This is a genomic window from Streptomyces sp. NPDC054786 (genome assembly GCF_053611685.1).
In genome coordinates, this window is the sequence record NZ_JBSHAW010000001.1 from 325,541 (window position 1) to 346,787 (window position 21,247).

Annotated in this window: 26 protein-coding genes and 1 tRNA gene; 5 read left to right on the forward strand and 22 right to left on the reverse strand. The window is 71.8% G+C overall.

Going from position 1 to position 21,247, the window contains the following annotated elements:
• Positions 1-118: 118 nt before the first annotated feature.
• From ACWGI6_RS01455 to ACWGI6_RS01470, 4 genes are all read right to left on the reverse strand, one after another.
• Positions 119-205, reverse strand: a tRNA-Ser gene (locus tag ACWGI6_RS01455).
• 79 nt (positions 206-284) lie between these two features.
• A complete protein-coding gene (locus ACWGI6_RS01460) occupies positions 285-866 on the reverse strand; it encodes a nucleoside deaminase (protein WP_453265604.1) in 582 nt (193 codons plus the stop codon).
• Positions 867-936: 70 nt separating this feature from the next.
• On the reverse strand, positions 937-1,491 hold the full coding sequence (locus ACWGI6_RS01465) for a tRNA adenosine deaminase-associated protein (RefSeq protein WP_393904357.1): 555 nt from the start codon (positions 1,489-1,491) through the stop codon (positions 937-939).
• 209 nt (positions 1,492-1,700) lie between these two features.
• Positions 1,701-1,919 carry a hypothetical protein gene (locus ACWGI6_RS01470; protein ID WP_453265605.1) on the reverse strand — a complete coding sequence of 73 codons (219 nt, stop codon included), beginning with the start codon at positions 1,917-1,919 and terminating at the stop codon, positions 1,701-1,703.
• Positions 1,920-2,094: 175 nt separating this feature from the next.
• Between ACWGI6_RS01470 and upp the strand changes: the two genes are divergently transcribed.
• Positions 2,095-2,730 carry a uracil phosphoribosyltransferase gene (gene upp, locus ACWGI6_RS01475; protein ID WP_393904150.1) on the forward strand — a complete coding sequence of 212 codons (636 nt, stop codon included), beginning with the start codon at positions 2,095-2,097 and terminating at the stop codon, positions 2,728-2,730.
• A gap of 76 nt (positions 2,731-2,806) precedes the next feature.
• On the opposite strand, the gene ACWGI6_RS01480 is transcribed toward upp, so the two are convergent.
• The 8 genes from ACWGI6_RS01480 to ACWGI6_RS01515 form a co-directional block, all read right to left on the reverse strand.
• Entirely contained in the window at positions 2,807-3,454 is a 648-nt protein-coding gene (locus tag ACWGI6_RS01480) for a LytR C-terminal domain-containing protein (RefSeq protein WP_453265606.1), read from the reverse strand.
• Between the two features lie 154 nt (positions 3,455-3,608).
• Positions 3,609-3,905 (reverse strand): type II toxin-antitoxin system VapB family antitoxin, encoded by a 297-nt coding sequence (locus tag ACWGI6_RS01485; RefSeq protein WP_030084955.1) that lies wholly within the window; start codon positions 3,903-3,905, stop codon positions 3,609-3,611.
• Between the two features lie 218 nt (positions 3,906-4,123).
• On the reverse strand, positions 4,124-4,738 hold the full coding sequence (locus ACWGI6_RS01490) for a DUF4232 domain-containing protein (protein ID WP_453265607.1): 615 nt from the start codon (positions 4,736-4,738) through the stop codon (positions 4,124-4,126).
• Positions 4,739-4,877: 139 nt separating this feature from the next.
• The gene (locus tag ACWGI6_RS01495; RefSeq protein ID WP_453265608.1) at positions 4,878-5,555 is read right to left on the reverse strand and encodes a hypothetical protein; all 678 of its coding nucleotides are present in this window, start codon (positions 5,553-5,555) and stop codon (positions 4,878-4,880) included.
• The gene (locus tag ACWGI6_RS01500) at positions 5,552-6,256 is read right to left on the reverse strand and encodes an RNA polymerase sigma factor (RefSeq protein WP_453265609.1); all 705 of its coding nucleotides are present in this window, start codon (positions 6,254-6,256) and stop codon (positions 5,552-5,554) included. Before ACWGI6_RS01500 ends, ACWGI6_RS01495 begins: the two co-directional genes overlap by 4 nt.
• 41 nt (positions 6,257-6,297) lie before the next feature.
• Positions 6,298-6,861 carry an LPXTG cell wall anchor domain-containing protein gene (locus tag ACWGI6_RS01505; protein WP_453265610.1) on the reverse strand — a complete coding sequence of 188 codons (564 nt, stop codon included), beginning with the start codon at positions 6,859-6,861 and terminating at the stop codon, positions 6,298-6,300.
• A gap of 135 nt (positions 6,862-6,996) precedes the next feature.
• Positions 6,997-7,233, reverse strand: a complete 237-nt coding sequence (locus ACWGI6_RS01510; protein ID WP_453265611.1) for a hypothetical protein — start codon at positions 7,231-7,233, stop codon at positions 6,997-6,999.
• Positions 7,230-7,619, reverse strand: a complete 390-nt coding sequence (locus tag ACWGI6_RS01515) for an ArsR/SmtB family transcription factor (protein WP_453265612.1) — start codon at positions 7,617-7,619, stop codon at positions 7,230-7,232. Before ACWGI6_RS01515 ends, ACWGI6_RS01510 begins: the two co-directional genes overlap by 4 nt.
• A 187-nt stretch (positions 7,620-7,806) precedes the next feature.
• Here ACWGI6_RS01515 and ACWGI6_RS01520 point away from each other — a divergent pair, with 187 nt between their 5' ends.
• Entirely contained in the window at positions 7,807-10,026 is a 2,220-nt protein-coding gene (locus ACWGI6_RS01520; RefSeq protein WP_453265613.1) for an MMPL family transporter, read from the forward strand.
• Positions 10,027-10,119: 93 nt separating this feature from the next.
• Here the strand turns inward: ACWGI6_RS01520 and ACWGI6_RS01525 are convergent, their stop codons facing one another.
• From ACWGI6_RS01525 to ACWGI6_RS01535, 3 genes are all read right to left on the reverse strand, one after another.
• Positions 10,120-11,361 carry a GTP-binding protein gene (locus tag ACWGI6_RS01525; protein WP_453265614.1) on the reverse strand — a complete coding sequence of 414 codons (1,242 nt, stop codon included), beginning with the start codon at positions 11,359-11,361 and terminating at the stop codon, positions 10,120-10,122.
• A gap of 6 nt (positions 11,362-11,367) precedes the next feature.
• Complete coding sequence (gene rpmF / locus ACWGI6_RS01530; RefSeq protein WP_393904140.1) at positions 11,368-11,538, reverse strand: 50S ribosomal protein L32; 171 nt, start codon at positions 11,536-11,538, stop codon at positions 11,368-11,370.
• A 205-nt stretch (positions 11,539-11,743) separates the two neighbouring features.
• Positions 11,744-12,799, reverse strand: a complete 1,056-nt coding sequence (locus ACWGI6_RS01535) for an NAD(P)-dependent alcohol dehydrogenase (protein WP_453265615.1) — start codon at positions 12,797-12,799, stop codon at positions 11,744-11,746.
• Between the two features lie 118 nt (positions 12,800-12,917).
• Here ACWGI6_RS01535 and ACWGI6_RS01540 point away from each other — a divergent pair, with 118 nt between their 5' ends.
• Complete coding sequence (locus ACWGI6_RS01540) at positions 12,918-13,775, forward strand: helix-turn-helix domain-containing protein (protein WP_453265616.1); 858 nt, start codon at positions 12,918-12,920, stop codon at positions 13,773-13,775.
• Here the strand turns inward: ACWGI6_RS01540 and ACWGI6_RS01545 are convergent.
• On the reverse strand, positions 13,742-14,089 hold the full coding sequence (locus ACWGI6_RS01545) for a hypothetical protein (protein ID WP_393904137.1): 348 nt from the start codon (positions 14,087-14,089) through the stop codon (positions 13,742-13,744). The two genes, ACWGI6_RS01540 and ACWGI6_RS01545, sit on opposite strands and share 34 nt — an antisense overlap.
• Positions 14,090-14,233: 144 nt before the next feature.
• Positions 14,234-14,803, reverse strand: coding sequence for a PadR family transcriptional regulator (locus tag ACWGI6_RS01550; protein WP_453265617.1), 570 nt, complete (start codon positions 14,801-14,803; stop codon positions 14,234-14,236).
• 99 nt (positions 14,804-14,902) lie between these two features.
• On the opposite strand from ACWGI6_RS01550, the gene ACWGI6_RS01555 reads away from it, so the two are divergent.
• The gene (locus tag ACWGI6_RS01555; RefSeq protein WP_453265618.1) at positions 14,903-15,334 is read left to right on the forward strand and encodes a nuclear transport factor 2 family protein; all 432 of its coding nucleotides are present in this window, start codon (positions 14,903-14,905) and stop codon (positions 15,332-15,334) included.
• A gap of 19 nt (positions 15,335-15,353) precedes the next feature.
• Here ACWGI6_RS01555 and ACWGI6_RS01560 read toward each other — a convergent pair whose 3' ends face one another.
• The 4 genes from ACWGI6_RS01560 to ACWGI6_RS01575 form a co-directional block, all read right to left on the reverse strand.
• Complete coding sequence (locus ACWGI6_RS01560; protein WP_453265619.1) at positions 15,354-16,028, reverse strand: TetR/AcrR family transcriptional regulator; 675 nt, start codon at positions 16,026-16,028, stop codon at positions 15,354-15,356.
• Complete coding sequence (locus tag ACWGI6_RS01565; RefSeq protein WP_453265620.1) at positions 16,025-17,521, reverse strand: MFS transporter; 1,497 nt, start codon at positions 17,519-17,521, stop codon at positions 16,025-16,027. The genes ACWGI6_RS01560 and ACWGI6_RS01565 overlap by 4 nt, the downstream gene beginning before the upstream one ends.
• A gap of 153 nt (positions 17,522-17,674) precedes the next feature.
• Entirely contained in the window at positions 17,675-17,890 is a 216-nt protein-coding gene (locus ACWGI6_RS01570) for a ferredoxin (protein WP_393904132.1), read from the reverse strand.
• A gap of 102 nt (positions 17,891-17,992) precedes the next feature.
• The gene (locus tag ACWGI6_RS01575) at positions 17,993-19,231 is read right to left on the reverse strand and encodes a cytochrome P450 (RefSeq protein ID WP_453265621.1); all 1,239 of its coding nucleotides are present in this window, start codon (positions 19,229-19,231) and stop codon (positions 17,993-17,995) included.
• Positions 19,232-19,542: 311 nt separating this feature from the next.
• On the opposite strand from ACWGI6_RS01575, the gene ACWGI6_RS01580 reads away from it, so the two are divergent.
• Entirely contained in the window at positions 19,543-20,040 is a 498-nt protein-coding gene (locus ACWGI6_RS01580; protein WP_453265622.1) for a MarR family winged helix-turn-helix transcriptional regulator, read from the forward strand.
• A gap of 36 nt (positions 20,041-20,076) precedes the next feature.
• Here ACWGI6_RS01580 and ACWGI6_RS01585 read toward each other — a convergent pair whose 3' ends face one another.
• Positions 20,077-21,237 carry an SPFH domain-containing protein gene (locus ACWGI6_RS01585; RefSeq protein WP_453265623.1) on the reverse strand — a complete coding sequence of 387 codons (1,161 nt, stop codon included), beginning with the start codon at positions 21,235-21,237 and terminating at the stop codon, positions 20,077-20,079.
• Positions 21,238-21,247 lie beyond the last annotated feature (10 nt).

Sequence of the window (21,247 nt, forward strand, 5' to 3'; positions counted from 1 at the left end):
TCGCGCCGAGCCCCCATACGACGAAGCCCCCGGACACGACGAGGGCCCCGGATACGACGAAGCCCCCGGACACGACGAGGGCCCCGATCCGTAAAGATCGGGGCCCTCGTCCTCTGAGCGGTAGCGGTGGGATTTGAACCCACGGAGGAGTTGCCCCCTCACGCGCTTTCGAGGCGCGCTCCTTCGGCCGCTCGGACACGCTACCGAGAGAGAGCTTAGCCCACGGGTGGCCGTGCGCCGAAATCGGATTCCGGGGAGGAGCCGGTGCGGGGTGGGGCCGCCCGTCAGCGGTCGCGGAAGAAGTCGGTCAGCAGGGCCGCGCAGTCGGCTTCGAGGACGCCGGTGATGACCTCGGGGCGGTGGTTGAGACGGCGGTCACGGATGACGTCCCAGAGGGAGCCGGCCGCGCCGGCCTTGGCGTCGCGGGCGCCGTAGACGACGCGGTCGACGCGGGAGAGCACGATCGCGCCGGCGCACATCGTGCACGGTTCCAGGGTGACGACGAGGGTGCAGTCGGTCAGCCGCCACTCGCCCGCCCGTCGCCCGCCGGCACCCGGGGCGGCATCTTCACCGGGACCCGTCCGGGGGGAACCAGGGGCCGGTGCCTTCTCCCGCAGGGTCCGGGCCGCTGCCCGCAGCGCGAGGATCTCGGCGTGGGCGGTCGGATCGCCGGTGGCCTCACGTTCGTTGTGGCCGGTGCCGAGGACCGTGCCGTCCGCGGACAGCACGACGGCGCCCACCGGGACGTCACCGGTCCCGGGGGCGCGGGCGGCCTCGCCCAGCGCCTGCCGCATGGGTGCGATCCACGGATCGCGCAGCGGGTCGGGCGCGGGGGAGGGGTGAGAGGCGGATGGGGGGACGGTCATGTCCCCAGTGTCGGGGACGTGACCGGGGGCGGGGCCCAGGCCCTGAGGGCACGGGCCCGGCATGGCCGGCTCAGCGCACGGCTTCGAGGACCTCCGTGCAGCCCAGCGAGTCGGCGATGGTGCTCAGCGCATCACCGTCGAGGGCCAGCAGCTCCTTCTCGCTGACGCCCAGGTCGGTCAGCAGGGCGGCATCGCCGAGCGGGCCGTGCGGTGGGCCGTCCGAGCCGTTCACCGCGTCCAGGGGGTCGTTGTCGTCGTCGTCATGAACGTTGTTGTCCGATTCGGGTTCGCCGTCCTCCGTGCCGTCCAGGTCGAGGCTGTCGAGGTCATCGGCCGCATCGTCCTCATCGCGGCCGAGCAGCTCGTCGGTCAGCATCGCGCCGTACGAGCTTTTGGCGGCGGCGGCGGCGTTGGAGAGGAAGACCCGCGGGTCGTCCTCTCCGTCCACCCGGACGACGCCGAACCAGGCGCCCTCCTGCTCGATGAAGGCCACCACCGTGTCGTCGTCGACCGCCGCCTCTCGGGCCAGATCGGCCAGATCGGTCAGCGTCTCCACATCGTCGAGCTCCGTATCGCTCGCTTCCCACCCGTCTTCGGTGCGCGCGAGCAGTGCGGCGAAGTACACCGTGACTCTCCCACTGGTCATAGGCGTGCCGGGCCGGGCGGGGCGGCGCTGCACGCCGTTGGTCCCGCCCCTTCGGAATCGTGGCAGAAACAACGCGTTCGCGCGGGGTCTTCGGCGCTGCGTCGTGCGGAGGTTGTGCGAGATGTCGCTCACGTGCCGCAGCGCAGGCGGGGCGCGAGGGGGGTTCGCTACCAGCGGAACGGGCTCCGCTACCAGCGGAATGTGCGCATCCGCAGGGCCTGGCGCATCCGCTCGGCACGTGCGCGACGGGGCTGGACGCGGTTCCGCAGCTCCTTGGCCTCGTGCAGTTCCCGCAGAAATTGTGCGCGGCGCCGTCGGCGCGCCGCTTCCGCTTCGGCGTCGAGGGGCGCGCCCTCGTCGGCGGAGACGGCGTCGTTCGTGTCATGGGTCCGCTTACGGTCGGGCACACGCACACCACCTCGGGCGGGGTCTTCGCCCGACGGCAGGACGGCCGATCGGGCGTACGTGCCCCCTTTCCCTCCTTTCGGTGGATTGATGCCGATCACACCGCGCCGCCGTGAGCGGCTGCCGGGTGCTGCACGGCGGGCGCCGCGGCCTTCCGGCTCGGTTAGTGTCGATGCCATGCGGATCCACGTCGTCGACCACCCGCTGGTGGCGCACAAACTCACCACACTGCGCGACAAGCGCACCGACTCCCCCACCTTCCGGCGGCTCGCCGACGAGCTGGTCACCCTGCTCGCCTACGAGGCCACCCGTGATGTGCGCACCGAACAGGTCGACATCGAGACCCCCGTGACGCCCACCACCGGTGTGCGGCTGTCGCACCCGCGCCCCTTGGTCGTACCGATCCTGCGGGCCGGTCTGGGCATGCTGGACGGCATGGTGCGACTGCTGCCCACCGCCGAGGTCGGCTTCATGGGCATGGTCCGCAACGAGGAGACGTACGAGGCGCACACCTACGCCACGCGGATGCCCGATGACCTTTCGGGCCGTCAGGTGTACGTCGTCGACCCGATGCTCGCCACGGGCGGCACGCTGGTCGCGGCGATCCGTGAGCTGATCAAGCGCGGTGCGGACGATGTCACCGCGATCTGTCTGCTGGCCGCGCCGGAGGGGGTGGCGGTCATGGAGAAGGAGCTGGCCGGCACGCCGGTGACGGTGGTCACCGCGGCGGTCGACGAGCGGCTGAACGAGGCCCGCTACATCGTGCCGGGCCTCGGCGACGCGGGGGACCGGATGTACGGCACGGCCGGCTGAACGAGCCGCCGCCTTCCCGCCTGATCATGGTCCGGGCCCTGCACCACGGGTTGGTGCAGGGCCCGTCCGCATGCGGTCAGCACTTGTCGTCGGTGGCGGGGACCGGGGACGGGTGGGTCAGCAGGGCCAGGGACTTCGCGGCGTTCTGCTGGGTGGTCAGGTCCTTGAAGGTGTCACCGATGATCAGGTCGAGCTCGGCGCCCTTGCGGTCGTCGGTCTTCTGCTGAGCGCCGGTGAGCTGGGTGGCCAGTACCTTCAGCGGGGCGTCGGCCGCCTTGGGGCCGAGCAGTATCCCGGCGCCCTTGACCTTCTTGTCGTAGGCGGCAGGGGCGTTGCCCACCTTGCCGATCTTGAAGCCGCGCTTCTGGAGCTCGTCGGCGGTGCGCTTGGCGAGTCCGGAGCGCGGGGTGGCGTTGAAGACGTTGACGGTCAGCGTGCCGGGCGCGGGCGGTTTCCGTGCGGCGGTCCTGGCCTGCGCCGCGTCGGCCTTGCCGCTGTCCCGGCAGCGCTGTTTGTCCGGGGAGGCCTGGGCGGTACTGCCACGGCCACCGAAGACGTCGATGAGCTGCAGGGTCCCCCAGCCGGCCAGGCCGAGGGCGCAGGCCGTGACGACGAGGGTGAGGACGATCCGGCGACGGTGGCGGGGGCGGCGCATCCGCGGATACCTGTCGCCCGTGATGCGGTACTTCTTACCGCCCATCCCTGGGGGCGTCAGCATGCTCATGGGCGCAGCGTAGTGCGGGAGACAGGCCGTGCCTACTAGATGATCAACGCGTCGCGCGAGACCCAACCCATAAGGGTCAATACGGACAGGGCGGGTTGGGTGGCGCCGGGCGGTAAGAGGGGATTTCCGGTCAGTTGGCCAGGGAGGCTGCGCGTCAGCCCAGTTCGAGCACGCGGGCGTGCAGCACCTGGCGCTGCTGAAGAGCCGCGCGTACCGCGCGGTGCAGCCCGTCCTCCAGATAGAGGTCGCCCTCCCACTTCACGACATGCGCGAAGAGGTCGCCGTAGAACGTCGAGTCCTCGGCGAGCAGCGTTTCGAGGTCGAGCTGCTGCTTGGTCGTCACCAACTGGTCTAGGCGTACCGGGCGCGGGGCGACGTCCGCCCACTGGCGGGTGCTCTCCCGGCCGTGGTCCGGGTACGGCCGCCCATTTCCGATGCGCTTGAAGATCACACGGAAAGCCTACCGGGCGAGCGGCACCGGGCGCAGCCATGCCGCAGCAACGCAAAAGGATCATTGACGGCAAATTTGGATCATTGGGGAGGGGCGGGCCGGAGGATATGGCCGGATGCGACCCGAACGGCCTAGGGACTGACCGAGGGATCACGGCCGGGGTGGCGGTGCGTCCCGAGGGTCAGGGGTGCCTTTCGCCACGGTCCGGCCCTGGGTCGTCACCACTTCCGGGCGGCCGTCAGATTCGGCTGCCAGTACGTGACCGTGGCGGTGTGCGGGTCGACATGGATGGGAGAGCGGCCGTCCAGGCCGACCTGGGTGGGGGCGGCGCGGCGGGTCAGCGCGACGCCGAACTGGGAGATCTTCCGGCCCCGGTGGCCGTTGCCGCCCGGCCTGCCGGTGGCGGAGGTGGTGATCGTGGCGTATGCGGTGTCGTCGGGCGCCAGTGAGACCACGGTGGCCGGGCGGCTCGTCTCGATCGCGGGGAGGGCGGCGTGCCGGTCGTCGCCGAACCGCAGCAGGGGGTAGGGCTGGGCGGCGAAGTCGCAGGTCCGGCCGGAGGAGTTGGTGACCGTCAGCAGCATGCGACGGTCCCGCCGGGGCAGCGCCCCGGCGTGGAATCTGAGCATCTCGGGGGTGCAGGCGACCCGGCCGTCGGGGCCCGGGGGGTTGTCGCCGTCGTCCGGGGAGGACGGGGTGGGGGCCGGTGATACGGCCGTGACGGGGTTGCCGGCCCTGTTGCCGGGGACGCCGTGGCAGGCGGCGGTCAGGGTCAGCGCGGCGGCGACGAGGAGACCGGCGGCGACCCGGCGGGTGGTGGCGGTGAACGGCATAGGGAGCTCCCCCGGGACGGTGGCGTGTACACGACCTTCGGCGCGGGTGCTGGTGATCCGCTAACGCACGGCTAACGCAGGCGGGTGGTGTTGGGCCCTCCGGCCGCCGCGGCTTTGTGGGTGACCGCCAACGAGGCTCTCAACTGTGCGTCGGTGACGGGGAGTTGCCGCCGTCACCCGTCCCGGCGCTGCCCTGCGGGGTGGGGGCGTGCGACGGGGTGGTGGAGGGCGGCAGGGCGGTGGCGGAGGGACGGCCGTCCGGCTGATCCGTCGGCCGGGGGGTGGAGGTATCCGAACGGGAGTGGTGCGGCGGCCGGGCCGGGTCGGTGCCGGGCGCCCGCGAGCCGGCGGTGCGGTCGGGGTCTGCCGACGGGCGGCTCGGTGACGGGTCGGGGGTCGGTCCCGTACGGGTCGGGGTCGGCGTGGGGGCGACGGGGCTCGGTGGTGTCGCGGGCACGGGCCGATCCGGCGGGGTGCCGGGGGCGGTCGCCAGATAGCCGATCACGACGGCTGCGGTCGCGGCGGCCGCGGCCAGCGGCAGTCCGAAACGGCGCGGCCAGGGCCGATGCGGACCGGCCGGCCGGCCGCGGCGGGTGTGCGGTCCAGGGGGTGCGGCGGGCCGCAGGTCCCGGACGGCGATGCTCTCGGCGCGCGCGGCGAAGGCCCGGCGCAGCCGGTCTTCCACGGGCCGCCCGGACGCGGCGCCGCCGGGGCCCGTGCCGCTGCCGCCGCCTCCAGGGCCCATGGCGCCGATGCCGCCCGCGCCGTCGCCAGGCCCGCCTGCGGCGCGACCGCTACCCGTGCCGGGGCCGCTCATGACCGCTCCTCCAAGATCTTCTCCAGCGAGTTCAGTGCGCGGCTGGCGATCGACTTCACCGAGCCGCGGCTGATGCCCAGCGTCGTCGCGATCTGCGCTTCCGTCAGATCGCCCCAGTAGCGCAGGACGAGCACCTCCCGGCGGCGGGCGGTCAGCCCGCTCAGCGCGGCGAACACCTCCCGGTGCTCCTCGTCCAGCACGATCCGCTCCTCGGCGGACGGCGCATCCGCCTCGTACGGCGGGGTGTAGTCGCGTGCGGTACGCCGGCGCCGCAGCACCGAGCGGGCGGCGTTGACGACCGCGGTGCGCAGATAGGCGAGCGCATTGTCGACCTCGCCGAGCCGTTCGCCGTGCCGCTTGTAGAGCGCGGCGAACGCGTCCTGGACGACGTCCTCGGCGGTGGCGCGGTCGTCGACGAGCAGGACGGCCAGCCGGACCATGTTCAGCCGGTGCGCGTGGTAGAGCTCGCTGATCGTCGGGCGTGGCTCCGGAGGCGCGGGGGAGCCGCCGTCCGGCAACCGGGCCCCGGCACCTGCCGGTTGGCCGTACGCGGAGTGCTGGGGCGGGTGGCCGGGGCGCGGTGATTCGCGGTGGGCGGCCGCCGGGCGGGCGGTGCGCAGCAGCCACCGCCACAGGGCAGGCCGGGGCCCCGGCAGGGCGAACCGTACCGGGGCGTGCTGCGGGCCGGCGGAGTACTCCATCGATTCCTCGGGCTGGGGCGGGCGGCCTGGCGCGCGGTGGCTCAGCCGCGCCGGCGGCGGACCGCGTAGACGGCGCCGCCACCCGCGGCGATCAGGGCCGCGGCGCTGCCGCCGAGCGCCACGGTGGTCGTGGAGGAGGCCCCGGTGCGGGCGAGTTCCTTCTCGCTCCCGGAGCCCTTGGCGGGGGCGGGCCGGGCGCTCGGCGAGGGGCCGTCACCACCCTTGCCGGGGGAGGCCGGCGAGGCACTGGGCCGGGGTTCGGCGCTGGTCGGCTGCGGTCCCGGGCGGCTGGGGGAGGCGCTGGGCCGGGGCGTGCCGGGCACGGTGGGCCGGGAGGTCGATGCCGGCGGGACGCTGGTGGCCGGTTCGGGCGTGGGCCGGGCGCTGCCGCCGGCCGGCCGTGGGGCGGGCGACGGGGTCGCACGGCCGGTGTGCGGACGCTGCGGCTGCGGTGCCCGGTCATCGGCGTGTGCGGTGCCGGCCGTGGACAGCGCGGCCAGGGCGAGGGCGGTGACCAGCCCGGCGCCGGCCGCGCCGCGCAGACGGGGGCGGGTGGCGTACGGCCGGAAACCGGCGGAGGTGCGGGGGGTACGGGGGAACTTCACGGTCGGCTGCTCCACGTTCTTCGACGGGGCGGCGCCTGTTGGCGCCCTCACCCGTGACGACGTGCGGCGGGGACGGGGGTTGCCGGGCGGTGCGGAAAATCTTCCGCGGTCCCCGCGCCCGCCCGCCGGCCGTCCTCAGCCCACGCTGTGCAGCAATTTCTCCACGGCCTTGACCCGGTCGCCCAGCTCCGCCAACTGGGCGCTCATCGTCTCCTGTTGGACGGTGACTCGTTCCGCGAGCTTGCGGTACTCGGCCAGCGCGGCGGCATCCGCGCGATGCCGTTGCAGCTTGAAGTACGACGCCACGATCGTGGTGATCGAGGCGAAGATGATCGCCAGGACGGTAATCGGGATGATGGTGCTGCCGTTCATGTACGGGTCCCCCTAGGGTCGTTCGGTCCCTCCGCTGCCGACGGCTCCACCGCGCCGTCCGCGTCCCCGGTCTCCTGCTGTGCCGCCGCCCCGGACCGGTCCTCCTGGAGGGCCGCGAGGACGGTGGCCAGGTTCAGCTTCAGCTCGAACGGCGTCAGTTCGAAGTACTTGAGCGCCTTGCCGTCCTCGGACAGCTCCAGCCGGCCCGCCACCAGACCGGCCTTCTCCAGGCGGTCCAGATGCATGTAGAGCAGCGGCCGGGACATCTCCAGCCGGCGGGCCAGTTCGCTGACGTAGAGCCGGCCACCGGCAAGTTCGGCGATCACCCGCAGCCGCTGCGCATGGCCCACGGCGGACAACAGGGCCAGCAGCTCCTCGCTGTTCATGGCCCACCTTCTTGCCGTTCCGGACGCCGGTCAGCGGAGGTTTTCGTATGACGCGACGGACTGTCAAACACGTCCGCCGCCCTCCGCACCGCAATCTTACGGTTGACGCTCCATGGCGACACCTGTAATTCTCGACTTACATGCGTACCAGTGGGGGGCGCGACGCGATGGCGAAGGGGCCAGGCAGATGAACGTGGCGGTACGAATGCGGCCGACGGAGCACCGGCCGAAGGAAAAACGGCCGGTCACGGTGCGGTGGGCGACCTGGAGCGCGCGGCATCCGTGGCGTGCGCTGGCCGGATGGCTGGCGTTCGTGGTGCTGTGCCTGGGGGTGGGCAGCTCCGTCGGCACCCACCAGGCCACCGCGGCGGACTACCGCGTCGGGGAGGCCGGCCGCGCCGAGACCCTGGCCGCCGAGGCCCGTCTGGGCCATGAGCCGGTCGAGCAGGTACTGATCTCCGCCCGGTCCGGCCCACTCGACGGGGCGGCGGCCGATGCGGCCGCCCGGGACATCACCGCCCGGATGCGGAAGCTGCCCGAGGTGGCGCGGGTCGCGCCCCCGGTCCGCTCGGCCGACGGCGGCGCGCTACGGGTCGCCGTGGTGATGAAGGGCGCGGATGCGGACGCCGATGACCATGTCGCGCCGCTCGCCGAGCGGACCGCGGCGGTCCAGCGCAGCCACCCGCAGCTGCGGGTGGCGGAGACCGGCAGCCCGTCGGTCAGCGTCGGCGTCGATACCCAGCGTGGCCAGGACCTGGCGCTCTCCGAAGCGATCACCCTGCCCGTCACGCTGCTGACCCTGCTGGCCGTCTTCGGGTCCGCACTGATGGTGGCGGTGCCGCTGCTGCTCGCGCTGACCTCGATCGCGGCCGCCGTGGGTCTGTCGATGGTGGTCTCCCACGTACTGCCGGACGCCGGGGTGGGCACCAATGTCATCCTGCTGATCGGCATGGCGGTCGGCGTCGACTACACGCTCTTCTACCTCAAGCGAGAACGTGAGGAACGGGCCCGCGCGGGCGGCCGCCTCGGGCCCGAGGCGCTGGTGGAACTGGCCGCCGCCACCTCCGGCCGGGCGATCATCGTCTCCGGCCTCGCGGTCATCGTCTCCACGGCCACCCTCTATCTGGCCACGGACGTGGTCTTCTCCTCGCTCGCGACCAGCACCGTCATCGTCGTACTGGCCGCGGTCCTGAGCTCGCTGACGGCGCTGCCCGCACTCCTGGTCAAGATCGCCCAGCGCGCCGAACGCCGCGCGGTACGCCGCGAGCTGCGGAAGGGACACCGGTCGGCTCCGCGGGACCGTTCGGACGGTGCCGGCCGCCTCTGGCGCGCGCTGCTGCGCCCGGCGAGCACCCACCCGGTCCGCGCGCTGTGCCTGTCCGTCCTGCTGATGCTCGGCCTCGCGGCGCCCGCCCTGGGCATGCAGCTGCGGGTCCTCAACAAGGACAGCCACTCACGCGAGATCCCTGCCCTGCAGACCTATGACCGGCTGACCGCGGCCTTCCCCGACCTGCAGGTCCAGCATCAGATCGTGGTCCGTGCCGCCGCCGCACAGGCACCCGAAGTCGCCTCGGCGCTGCGCGAGTTGGGCGCGCGAGCCCAGTCCGATCCCCTCTACGCCAAGGACGTCACCCCGCCGCTGCGCACCTCGCGGGACCGCCGCACCACCACCATGGAGGTGTCGACACCCCACAAGGTCAGCTCCCCGGAGGCGATCACCTCCCTGGACCGCCTCCGTAAGGACTATCTGCCGGCCACCGTGGGCAAGGTGCCCGGCGCGGAGTTCGCGGTGAGCGGGGATGTCGCGCACGACACCGACTACCTCGCCCACCAGAACGAGAAACTGCCCCTGGTCGTCGGGGCGCTCTTGCTGCTGACCTTCCTCATGACGGCCCTGGTCTTCCGCTCCGTGGTGATCGGTCTGATCGGTGTCGCGCTCAACCTGCTGTCGGCGGCCGCCGCGTTCGGCCTGGTCGTGATCTTCTTCCAACACGGCCTGGCCAGCACGCTTTTCGGCTTCGACACCGCGGCGACCAGCGCCATCGGGTCCCGCGTCCCGCTGTTCCTGTTCGTGATCCTCTTCGGCCTGTCGATGGACTACCAGGTCTTCGTCGTCAGCCGCATACGGGAGGCGGCACTGCGCGGCGTACCGACCCGGGAGGCGGTGCTGCACGGGGTCGGCGCCTCCGCCAAGGTCGTCACCAGCGCGGCCGTGGTCATGGTGACGGTCTTCGCCAGCTATATGTTCCTGCACCTCGCCGAGATGAAGCAGATCGGCTTCAGCCTCGCGGTGGCCGTCCTGCTGGACGCCTTCGTCATCCGCGTGGTGATCCTGCCGGCGGCACTGATCCTCCTGGGCCGGGCGAGCTGGTGGCCGTCCCGGACGATGCGGCGGGCGCAGGGCTGAGGGAGCGCTTCGACGGGCCTGTCCGAGGGGTCAGGGCCGGACAGGCCCGGGGGAGGGCGCTGCGGGAAGGGGCGGGCGCCGGTCACTCCTACCTCAACCGGCCGCCTGAGCGGCGGAGTTGGCTTCTCCGTCGGCTTCCTCCGTCTCCTGCTCGCAGCGGTTCCCGGTCCCGTGGACCTCCCAGGCCGGGAACGGGTCGTCGGCCGTCACGGGGGTGGATTCGTCAGGGGCGAGGAGGCAGGAGGTGAGGGCGGCGTGCAGGGGCTCGGGCCGCAGTCCGGTGCCGATGAAGACCAGCTCCTGGACGGCTTGGGCGGGGGCCTGGTCCGGACCGTCTGCCGGAGTGTGCTCCGTGGGCCCGGTGTCCAGGCCCGACGGCTCGAAGCGGGCGACCGCGCCGGCCTGGGACCACAGGCCGGCCACGCCGGGGCGGGTGGCGAGGCGGAAGAAGCCCTTGGAGCGGAGGATGTCGCCATAAGCACCGCTGTCCAGGCCTTCGGTGACGAAGTGCCAGAGGCGGGCGGGGTGGAAGGGCCGGCCGGCGCGGAAGACGGTGCTGGAGATGCCGTACTCCTCGGTCTCCGGGACATGGTCGCCGTTGAGTTCCCTGACCCAGCCGGGCGCCTGCTGGGCGCGCTCCAGATCGAAGCGGCCGGTGTCCAGTACCTCTTCGAGCGCCACCCTGCCGTGCTGCGCCGGGAGGATGCGGGCGGCGGGATTGAGCCGGGTCAGCGTCGCCCGCAGACGTACGGCGGTCGCGCTGTCGACCAGGTCGTTCTTGTTGAGCACGAGGACGTCGGCGAATTCGATCTGGTCCATGAGGAGATCGCTGACCGTGCGTTCGTCGTCCTCGTACTGGTCGAGGCCGCGTTCGGCGAGGCCGTCGCCGCCGGTGAGTTCGGGCAGGAAGCCGGCGGCGTCGACGACGGTGACCATGGTGTCCAGGCGCGCCAGATCGTCGAGCGTGGCGCCGTCGTCGCGCGGAAAGGCAAAGGTCGCGGCGACCGGCATCGGCTCGGAGATACCGCTGGACTCGATCAGCAGACAGTCGAAGCGGCCCTCGCGGGCCAGCCGGCCGACCTCCTCCAGCAGGTCCTCGCGCAGGGTGCAGCAGATGCACCCGTTGGTCATCTCGACGAGCCGTTCCTCGGTGCGGGACAGCGCCGCGGCGCCGCCGCGCACCAGGGCGGCGTCGATGTTGACCTCGCTCATGTCATTGACGATGACGGCGACGCGCAGGCCCTCCCGGTTGCCCAGGATGTGGTGGAGCAGGGTGGTCTTGCCCGCGCCGAGGAAACCGGAGAGCACGGTGACGGGCAGCCGGGAGTGTGCCATGGCCGGTCAGCCCTTCGGGTCGATCAGGCCGAGCCGGTACGCCTTCGCGAGGCGGCGCGGGACCAGGTGGACGGAGCCGTCGACGGTGACGGGCACCAGCGGAGGAACGGTGGCCTTCCACTGGGCGCGGCGATGGCGGGTATTGCTGCGGGAGAGCTTGCGCTTGGGTACGGCCATGGGGCGGGGCCTCCTTCGGGGGCGGCGGGCGAGCCGGAGCGGTTCACCGGTGGCGGGCGCCGTCGGGAGGCTATCTGAAAATGGATACCGTTTTCAATTGACTCTCATGGCACGCGCACGCCCGGGGCGGCCTGCGTCAGGCGGCCCCGGGCGTGATCGCGTCAGGAAGCCGGGCGGGAAAGCGGGCGGGAAACCGGGCCGCGGATCAGATCGTCGAGGTGTCGATCACGAAGCGGTAGCGGACATCGCTCGCCAGCACCCGCTCGTACGCCTCGTTGATCTGCTCCGCGCTGATCACCTCGATGTCCGAGGCCAGCCCGTGCTCGCCGCAGAAGTCGAGCATCTCCTGCGTCTCCGGGATGCCGCCGATCATCGAGCCGGCGAGTGACCTGCGCCGCGGGATCAGCGCGAACGGCGCGACCGGCAGCGGGTTCTCCGGGGCGCCGACCTGGACCAGGGTGCCGTCGGTGCGCAGCAGCCCGAGGTAGGCGTTCAGGTCCAGGTTGGCGGAGACGGTGTTGACGATCAGGTCGAAGGTGTCCGCCAGTTCCTCGAACGTGGCCGGGTCGGAGGTCGCGTGGTAGTGGTCAGCGCCCAGCCGCAGGCCGTCGTCCTTCTTGCGCAGCGACTGGCTCAGCACGGTGACCTCCGCGCCCATCGCGTGCGCGATCTTCACGCCCATGTGGCCGAGGCCGCCCAGGCCGACGATGGCGACCTTCTTGCCGGGGCCGGCCTGCCAGTGGGCCAGCGGCGAGTAGAGGGTGATCCCGGCGCACAGCAGCGGGGCCGCGGCGTCCAGCGGGATGCTCTCGGGGATGCGCAGCGCGTAGTTCTCGTCGACGACGAGGTGGGTGGAGTAGCCGCCGTAGGTGGTCCCGCCGTCCCGGCCGGTCGCGTTGTACGTGCCGACGTTGCCGAGCTCGCCGGTGCAGTACTGCTGCAGGCCGGCCCGGCAGTTCTCGCACTCCCGGCAGGAGTCGACGAAGCAGCCGACGCCGACCCGGTCGCCCGCCCGGTAGCGGGTGACCTCGGCGCCGACCTCGGCGACCACGCCGGCGATCTCATGGCCGGGGACGATCGGGAAGGCCCCGCCGTCGCCCCACTCGGCGCGCACGGTGTGGATGTCGGAGTGGCAGATGCCGGCGTACTTGATGTCGATCAGGATGTCGTGGGCACCCAGCTCGCGGCGCGGAATCGTGATCCGCTCCAGCGGTGCTTTCGGGGCGGGTGCGGCGTACGCGGAGACAGAGGTGTGGGTCATGCCACCGAGAATGCGGCGTTCCGCTTGTCCTAACCAGTGCACCCTTGAACCTATGCATGGCGTGCCTACTACTGACGGAACCACCCTCCGGTCCGCTGCGCGGCCGCAGACTGCGGTCATGGACCAGCGAACGGAATTGAGCGAGTTCCTGCGCTCCCGGCGGGCCCGGCTGCGGCCGCAGGACGTCGGGCTGCCGGAGTACGGCGGGCGGCGCCGGGTGCCGGGGCTGCGCCGGGAGGAGCTGGCGCAGCTGGCCGGAGTGAGCGTGGCGTACTACATCCGCCTTGAACAGGGCCGTGGCCGCAATGTCTCGTCCGCGGTACTGGACGCCATCGGCAACGCGCTGCGGCTGACCCCCGCCGAGCGCGATCACCTCACCCATCTCGCCCGCCCGGTCTCGCGCCGGGTGCGCCCGGCCGGCCGCCCGCAACGGGTGCGCCCCGCACTGCAGCAGCTGATCGACACGATGGAGAGCGTCCCCGCCTATGTCATCGGGCGACGGCTGGACATCATCGCCTGGAACGGGCTCGCCCGCGCCCTGCTCGGCGACTTCGCCGCGCTGCCGCCCGAGCGCCGCAATCTGGCCTGGCAGGTGTTCCTGGATCCGGCCGCGCGCGAGCTGTACGAGGACTGGGACGCCAAGGCCGCCGATGTGGTCGGCTATCTGCGGCGCGATGCGGGCCGCAATCCGGATGATCCCGACATGGCTTCGCTGATCGGCCAACTCTCCCTCAACAGCCGCGAGTTCCGGCAGCTGTGGGCCGCCCATGACGTGCAGGACAAGGGCTTCGGCGGCAAGGTCCTGCACCATCCGCTGGCCGGCCGGCTGGTCTTGGCGTACGAGACCCTGACGCTGCCCGCCGACCCCGACCAGCAGGTGATCACCTACCACGCTGAACCGGGGTCGCGGTCGGCCGAGGCGCTCCGGCTGCTGGCGTCGGATCAGGAGAAGATCACCGAACGGACCTTCAGCTGATCCGAGGCGTGACCGCCGTTCGGCCGGAGGGTGAAGGAGTCGCCCGTGCAGTCGGCGCCCGCGAAGACCGTCGCGACGGATGAGGTGTAGTTCCGCGGGGTGTGGGCGGGCTGGACGGATGGGTCGGACACCTCGGGCAGGGCGAGGCACGCCCGGCTGGGCGGGTCGGCGAGCAGGCCCACGTGCGGGGTGCCGGTCGAGTCGGTGTACACGTAGGTGAAGGGGCCGGTGGCCGCGCCGGCCGAGGCGGTGGGCAGGGCCAGGGCGAGCGCGAGCGCGCCGACGGCGGTGACGACGGTAGAGCGAAGACGCATGGGGATATTCCTTTCCTTCCGTTTCTATGCGGAATGTCTACTTCCCTGGCATACGCCCGGTGATGTCCGCCGTCACACGAAGGAGTTCTGGCGCGACGCCGAAGGGCGCGCCGCGCTATGGGTCTTGTCGCGCGCCGCCCCGCCCTAGGGGCGTGGGTGCACCTCGCTCCGCTCCCGCAGCACGCCGGCGACCCGCTCGCACCAGTCGTGGGTCTCGCGCTCGAAGCCGAGACCACGCAGGCAGGTCAGGTAGGGGCCGAGCCGCGCGCCGCGGGCCAGGAACTCCGCCTCGTCCAGCCCGCCGCGCAGCCGCGCCAGCAGCTGGACGAAGATCTCGGCCTTGGCGGCGGCGACCCGCGCCCGCTCCGCCAGCTGCTCGATCACCGGTGTCGCGTCGATCCGGTCCACGGCCTGCACCTTGACCAGCAGATCGTCGCGGATGAACGAGGATTTGGACGCGGCTGCCGCAAACCGCTCCAGCTCGGCCAGCCCCTCGTCGGTGACATGGAACAGCCGTTTGTTGGGCCGGGTCTCCTGGACCACCTGGCGGCCCGCGATCAGCCCGTCCGCCTCCAGCTTGGCCAGCTCCGTGTAGAGCTGCTGCGGCAGTGCGTGCCAGAAGTTGGCGACACCGGCGTCGAACGCCTTGGCCAGCTGATAGCCGCTGTACTCGCCGTCCAGTAGCGCCGCCAGCACCGCGTGCTTGAGAGCCATGTCCCGGCCACCCCTTCCCATACTCAAGAATATGACTAATCATAGTCGCGACTAAGGCAGCCGGGTCGAGCTGTCGCTCGGTCGAGACGAGGAGGAGTCATGGGGACGACGGCGGACCGCTTCAAGGCGGCGGTGGAAGCACAGGAACTGAGCGCGGTGGAAGAGCTGTTCACCGAGGACGTGCGCCTGTACAGCCCGGTGAAGTTCACACCCTTCGAGGGGCGGCCGATGGTGCTCGGGCTCTTCGGGGTACTGCTGCGTACCTTCCAGGACTTCCATTACGTCGGCGAACTGGCGGGCAGCGCGGAGACGGCGGCGGGGGCGGACGGCGGCTCAGCCGACTCGACGATCCTGATCTTCCGGGCCACCGTGAACGGCAAGCAGATCCACGGCATCGATCTGCTGCAGTTCGACGAGGCGGGCCGGATCAAGGAGTTCACGGTGATGGTGCGGCCGCAGTCCGCGGTGCAGGCGCTGGGGGAGGCGGTGCTGTCCGGGCTGGTCGAGGACGGGCTGGTGCCGCAGCCGTAGGCAGCTCGGGCCGGGGCGGTCAGCCTTCGAGGAGCCGTTGGAGGGCGGGCGCGTAGAGGTCGGCGAGCCGTTCGGGCGGGGCCTCGGCGGCGGCGCCGGTGCGGTGGATGCTGAGGGTGGCGCCCAGACCGATCAGCTGTGCCGCGATCAGCTCGGCCCGGAGGGCGGCGTCGGGGCCGGTGAGCAGGGCGGCGAGCCGGTCGGTGATCTGCTCCTGGAACCGGTCGCGCAGCAGCGAGCGTTCATCGCTGATGCCCAGGGAGAAGACGACGCGGAGCAGCGGATCGCCCTGCTGGGCGCGGCGTTGGCCGACGAGGGTGCGCACCATGTGCCGGCCGAGTTCCGGGAGCGGTGCGCCGAACAGCGCGTCGGCCGCCGGGCCGAAGTCGGCCACGGCGGCGAAGAGCTGCTCCTTGCCGCCGAACCGCTTGACGATCAGCGAGGCGCTCACCCCCGCTTCGGCGGCGATGCCGCGCAGGGTGACCTCGGCGTACGGGCGCAGGGCGAAGGCCCGCCGGGCGGCGCGCAGGATGGCGGCCCGGCCGGTGCCGGGGTCGGTCGTGGGGCCGGTGCCCGTACCGGGGGCGGTTGCGGGGGTCGTCCCGGTGTCGGGTGCGGGCGTCGGGCCGGGCGCCGGTTCCGGGTGTCCCGTGCCTGCCGACGCGTCGGCGTCGGCCTCGGCCTGAGCGGTCATGCGTCCTCCTGGGTGAGCGCCGTCCGCACCGGCGGGGCCGGTCGCCGGACCTGCCCGACGGTACCGGCCGGCGGCTCCGTCTCGTGGCCCGGCAGGCACAGCGTGACGGCGAGGGCGAGCAGCGCGGCGCCGCCCGCGATGAGGAAGACCAGCAGATACGCATGCAGGGTCGGCGCGGTCCGGCCGCCCGCGCGGAAGGTGACATTGGCCAGTACGGCGGCGACCGCCGCGCTGCAGAACGCCTGACCCACCGAACGCATCAGGGTGTTCAGGCCGTTGGCCGCTCCGGTCTCACCGGCCGGCACCGCGCGCATCACGAGCGCGGGCAGCGCGGAGTAGCCGATCGCGGTGCCGGCGGCCACCACCGTGGCACCGGCGATGATCATCCACAGCTGGTGGCTGGTGAAGAACCGCACCACATACCCCACCGCCATCAGCGCTGCGGCCAGCGCCAGGGTGACCTTCGGCCCGTGCCTCGCCGAGATCCGCGCGGACAGCGGCGACAGCGCCACCATCGACAGACCGCCCGGCAGCAGGCACAGCCCGCTGACCACGAGGGACGCGCCCAGCCCGTATCCGGTGCTGCGGGGCTCCTGCACCATCTGCGCGGTGGCCAGCGAGTTGGCGTAGAAGGCGAAGCCGATCAGCAGCGCGGCGAGGTTCGTCAGCAGCACCGCGGGCCGGGCCGAGACCCGCAGATCGACCATCGGCGACGCACAGCGCAGCTCGTACGCGCCCCACGCCAGGCCGGTCAGCACGGCCGTGACGAGCAGCCCGACGGTGCGCGCCGAGGCCCAGCCCCAGCCGGCGCCCTGGGTCACGGCGAGCAGCAGGCAGCTCAGGGCGACGGTCAGGCCGAGCGTGCCCAGGACGTCGAAGCGGCCGCGCGAGCGCAGCGGCGATTCGGGCACCCAGCCCAGCACCAGCGCGATGTCCAGCAGCCCGAGGGCCGCCGAGACCCAGAACATGGTGTGCCAGTCGGAGTGCTCGATGACCAGCGCGGCGATCGGCAGCCCGACCGCGCCGCCGATGCCCAGGGTGGAGCTCATCAGCGCGACCGAGGACAGCACCCGCACCGGCGGCAGCTCGTCGCGCATGATGCTGATGCCGAGCGGTACCACCGCGAGCGCCGCGCCCTGCAGGGCACGTCCCGCGATGAGCACCCCGATCTGTGAGCTGACGGCGCACAGTACGGAGCCGAGCACCAGGACACCGAGAGAGGCCAGCAGCACCCGGCGCTTGCCGTACATGTCGCCGACCCTGCCGAGGACGGGGGTGCAGATCGCGCCGGTGAGGAGGGTGATGGTGACCAGCCAGCTCGCCGTGGCCGGGGTGGCGCCGGTGAGCTGCGGGATGTGCGGCAGCAGCGGTACGACGAGGGTCTGCATGACGGCCACGACGACACCGCAGAAGGCAAGGACACCGACGAGTGCGCGGGGGTGGGCCTGGGCGGGTTCGGCGGTGTCCACGGGCTCGGGTATCGCTGCGGGCATGGGTCTCCGTAGGGCGCGGCGGAACGGCGGACAGGGGTGCACAAGCGTTCACCCCAGGGTAAACGCTTGTGCACCCCTGTCGAGCCGAACCCGGTGGGGCCGGTCCGCCCTGTGGGTCCGCCGAGGCCGGTCCGGCGGTTGGGGGGACCGGCCTCAGACCCGCTCCACCCGCTCCATCTGCTCCACCGAGATCGCTGCGGCCGGGCAGATGGCCACTGCCTCATGGACCGCTTCATGGAGCGCGGCCGGCGGTTCGGCGTCGAGCAGGACGACGATGCCGTCCTCCTCGCGCTGGTCGAACACCTCCGGCGCGGACAGCACACAGCTGCCGGCGCCGCAGCACTTCTCCTGGTCAATGTGCACGCGCATGGCTCTCCCCACGATGGGCCGCCCGGCTTCGGAGAGCCGGTGACGGACGGGCTGGAACGGGATGACGGAAGGGGTCGGGGTATCGGTGCCGGTACGGGGCGCTCACCACGCCACCGGCAGCGCGTGGACCCCGTAGATCGCCATGTCGTGACGGAACGGGACGTCCTCGAAGGGGATGTCGAGCCGCAGGTCCGGCAGCCGGCGCAGCAGCGTCTCGATGGCGATCTGCAGTTCCACTCGGGCGAGCGGCTGGCCCAGACACTGGTGGACGCCGAAGCCGAAGGCGACATGACGGCGGGCATCGCGCCCGACATCGAGTGCCTCGCCCCCGGGGAAGACGTCCTCGTCACGGTTGGCGGAGTTGAGGGTGCACAGCACGCCCTCGCCGGCGCGGATGGTGCGGCCGCCGAGGGTGACGTCCTCGGTGGCGACCCGCGGAAGACCGTTGTGGATGATCGTCAGATAGCGCAGCAGCTCCTCGACGGCCCCCTTGATCAACGAGGGGTCCGCGCGCAGCCGCGCCAGCTGGCCGGGGTTGCGCAGCAGGGCGAGGGTGGACAGCGCGGTCATGTTGGCGGTGGTCTCATGGCCCGCGATCAGCAACAGCCGCCCCATGGAGGCGACTTCCTCGGAGTCGAGATCGCCGCGGGCGACCAGCCGGCTGACGATGCCGTCGTCCGGCTCGCGCCGTTTGGCCGCGGCGAGCCGGCTCAGATAGCGCTGCAGATCGTCCTGCGCGGTGCGCACCTCCTCGGCTGTCGACCGGAGGCTGAGCAGGAAGCGGCTGCGGTCCTGGAAGAACTCATGGTCGTCATACGGGACGCCGAGCAGCAGACAGATCACCAGGGACGGCAGCGGCAGCGCGAATTCGGCCACCAGATCCGCCGCGTTGCGCCCCGCGGTCATCCGGTCCAGCAGGCCGTCGGTGAGGCGCTGCACCTCGGGGCGCATCGCCTCCACCTTCTTCACCATGAAGTCGGCGGTGAGCATCCGGCGCAGCCGCGCATGCTCGGGGTCGTCCTGGCGGATGAAGGTCGGTTTGGAGGTGACGAGTTCCCGACCGCCGGCGGTGAGGAAGGGGAAGCCCTGGCGGGTCGCATCGGCGCTGAAGCGCGGGTCGCCGAGCACCTCCCGTACGTCCTGGTGCCGGGTCACCAGCCAACAGGAGGACCCGTCCCACAGCGTGGCCCGGGTGACGGGTTCCTCCCGGCGGGCCCGTTCGACGCCGGGCGCGGGATCGAAGGGGCACCCGGCGGCCCGCGTGGCCGGGACGGCGAGGGGGGCGAGGCCCTCACCCGGGCCGGTGTCGTGTTCCGCCTCGGTATGTTCTGCAGTCGTCATGCGGCTGGTCCTTCCACGATCGGGACACGGCACTGCCGTGGCGAACGGTGCGGGTTGCGCCTCTCCTTGACGGGTTCTGCGAACTCGGTAACCAGCTCGGCAGCCGCCCTGACCAGCGGGGTCACGGCGACCGATTACTAGTTACCTAACTTAAGCAACTAAGTTCTCGCCACGTTAACTCACCGTGAACAGGGGAGGGAAGGGGAGATCAAGGCGACTGCGAGGTTGGCTCAAACCGAGCGCGCCCTCGTCCCTGTATCGGCGTGCCGGACCGGGAACCGCGGCATCCCAAGGGCCGTTAAAGTGCCTGCATGCCGGACCCCGGAAGAGACCAGGACCCCACCGCCGCACTGCAAAGAGTGCTGGCCACGCTGTCCTACCTGCTCACCCGCTCCCGGGCGCACGAACGCCAGGCGGCCCAGGCGGGCGTCACGGCGGCCCGCTCCGATCTCTGGCTGCTGATGGCCCTGGAGGACAGCGGAGGCGTCAGCAGGGTCGGTGATCTGGCCGCGCTGCTGATGGTCGAGCCGCCTCATGTCACGCGTCAGATCAGCCAGTTGGAAGCCCAGGATCTGGTCGAACGGACCCCGGACTCCCTCGACCGCCGCGCCCGGCAGGTAGTGATCACACCCCACGGCAAGGCCGTCCTCAACCGCCTCCAGCACACCAGCCAAGCCGGTCTCCACGAGGCTCTCGCCGACTTCGACGACGCCGATATCGCCACCACCGTCGCCGTGCTCAACCATCTGGTGGCCTACGCCCGCCGCAAGCACACAGCGGAAGAGCGACCGCGGGGGCGGGGGGAGTGAGCGGGGTGGGGCGAGGCCCCACCCCGTCCGGTGTCACTACTCGATCTCGACCCGGCCGCTGTGGCCCTGGTTCGCGGTGGAGCCGCCGTTCTTGTCGGCCTTGCCGTCCTGGCCCTCGGTGGAGCCGAGGTTGCGGCGGACCGAGTCGAGGATGGTCAGGCCCTGGCCGACCAGGCCCGCGGCGATCTCGCCCAGGCCGTCGGTGCCGTTGAGGACATTGACATTGGCGTTGGCCAGGCCCGCGGAGGCTTCCTTGACGATCTGCGGGAGCTGGTCGATCAGCATCCGGTCCAGGGCCACACGGTCGTGCGACGCGGCGGCCTCGGCCTGGATCTTCATCCGCTCGGCCTCGGCAACGGCCACCACCCGGATGCGCTCCGCCTCCGCCTCGGCGGGCTTGACGACCTCGGCCACCAGCTCCTGCTGACGCAACTGAGCCGCGCGCTCGGCGAGTTCGGTCTGGGCGGCGAGGACTTCCTGCTGTGCATGGGCCTGTGCGAGCGGGCCGGCCTGGGCGGCGCGGGCCTGGGCGCGGTCCACCTCGGCGGAGTACTCGGCCTGGACCACGGCGGTCTGCCGGGAGTATTCGGCCTGATTACGCGCGGCCTCCTGCTGCGCCTCGACCGAAGCCTGGGTGGCGTGGGCCTGGGCGATCTGCGCCTGCTGCTGGATGGCCGCCTTGTGCGGGGCGGACATCGCTTCGATATAGCCGGTCTCGCCGTCGTCGATCGACTGGATCTGCAGCGAGTCGACGATCAGACCGATCTTCGCCATTTCGGTCTTGGACGTCTCCAGGACCTCGGTGGCCAGCTTCTGCCGCTCCGTGACGATCTCCTCGACCGTCATCGAACCGATGATGGAGCGCAGATGACCGGCGAAGATCCGGCCGGTCAGCACCGACATCTGATCCTGGTCGGACAGGAATCGCTGACCGGCGTTGACCACGCTCTCGGTGTCGTTGCCGACCTTGAACGCGATGACGGCGCGCACCGTCAGCGCAATGCCCTGCCGGGTCACGCAGGTCTCGGCGACCTCCGCCTCGCACATCGCCAGCGTCAGAAAGCGGACCTTGCGGAAGACCGGCAGCACGAACTTGCCGTGCCCGGTGACCACTCGGAATGGTGCGCCCCCCTGTCCACGCCTGCCTCCCGAGATCAGCATGGCTTGATCGGGGGCAGGAACGCGGTAACCGAACATCCTTTGTCTC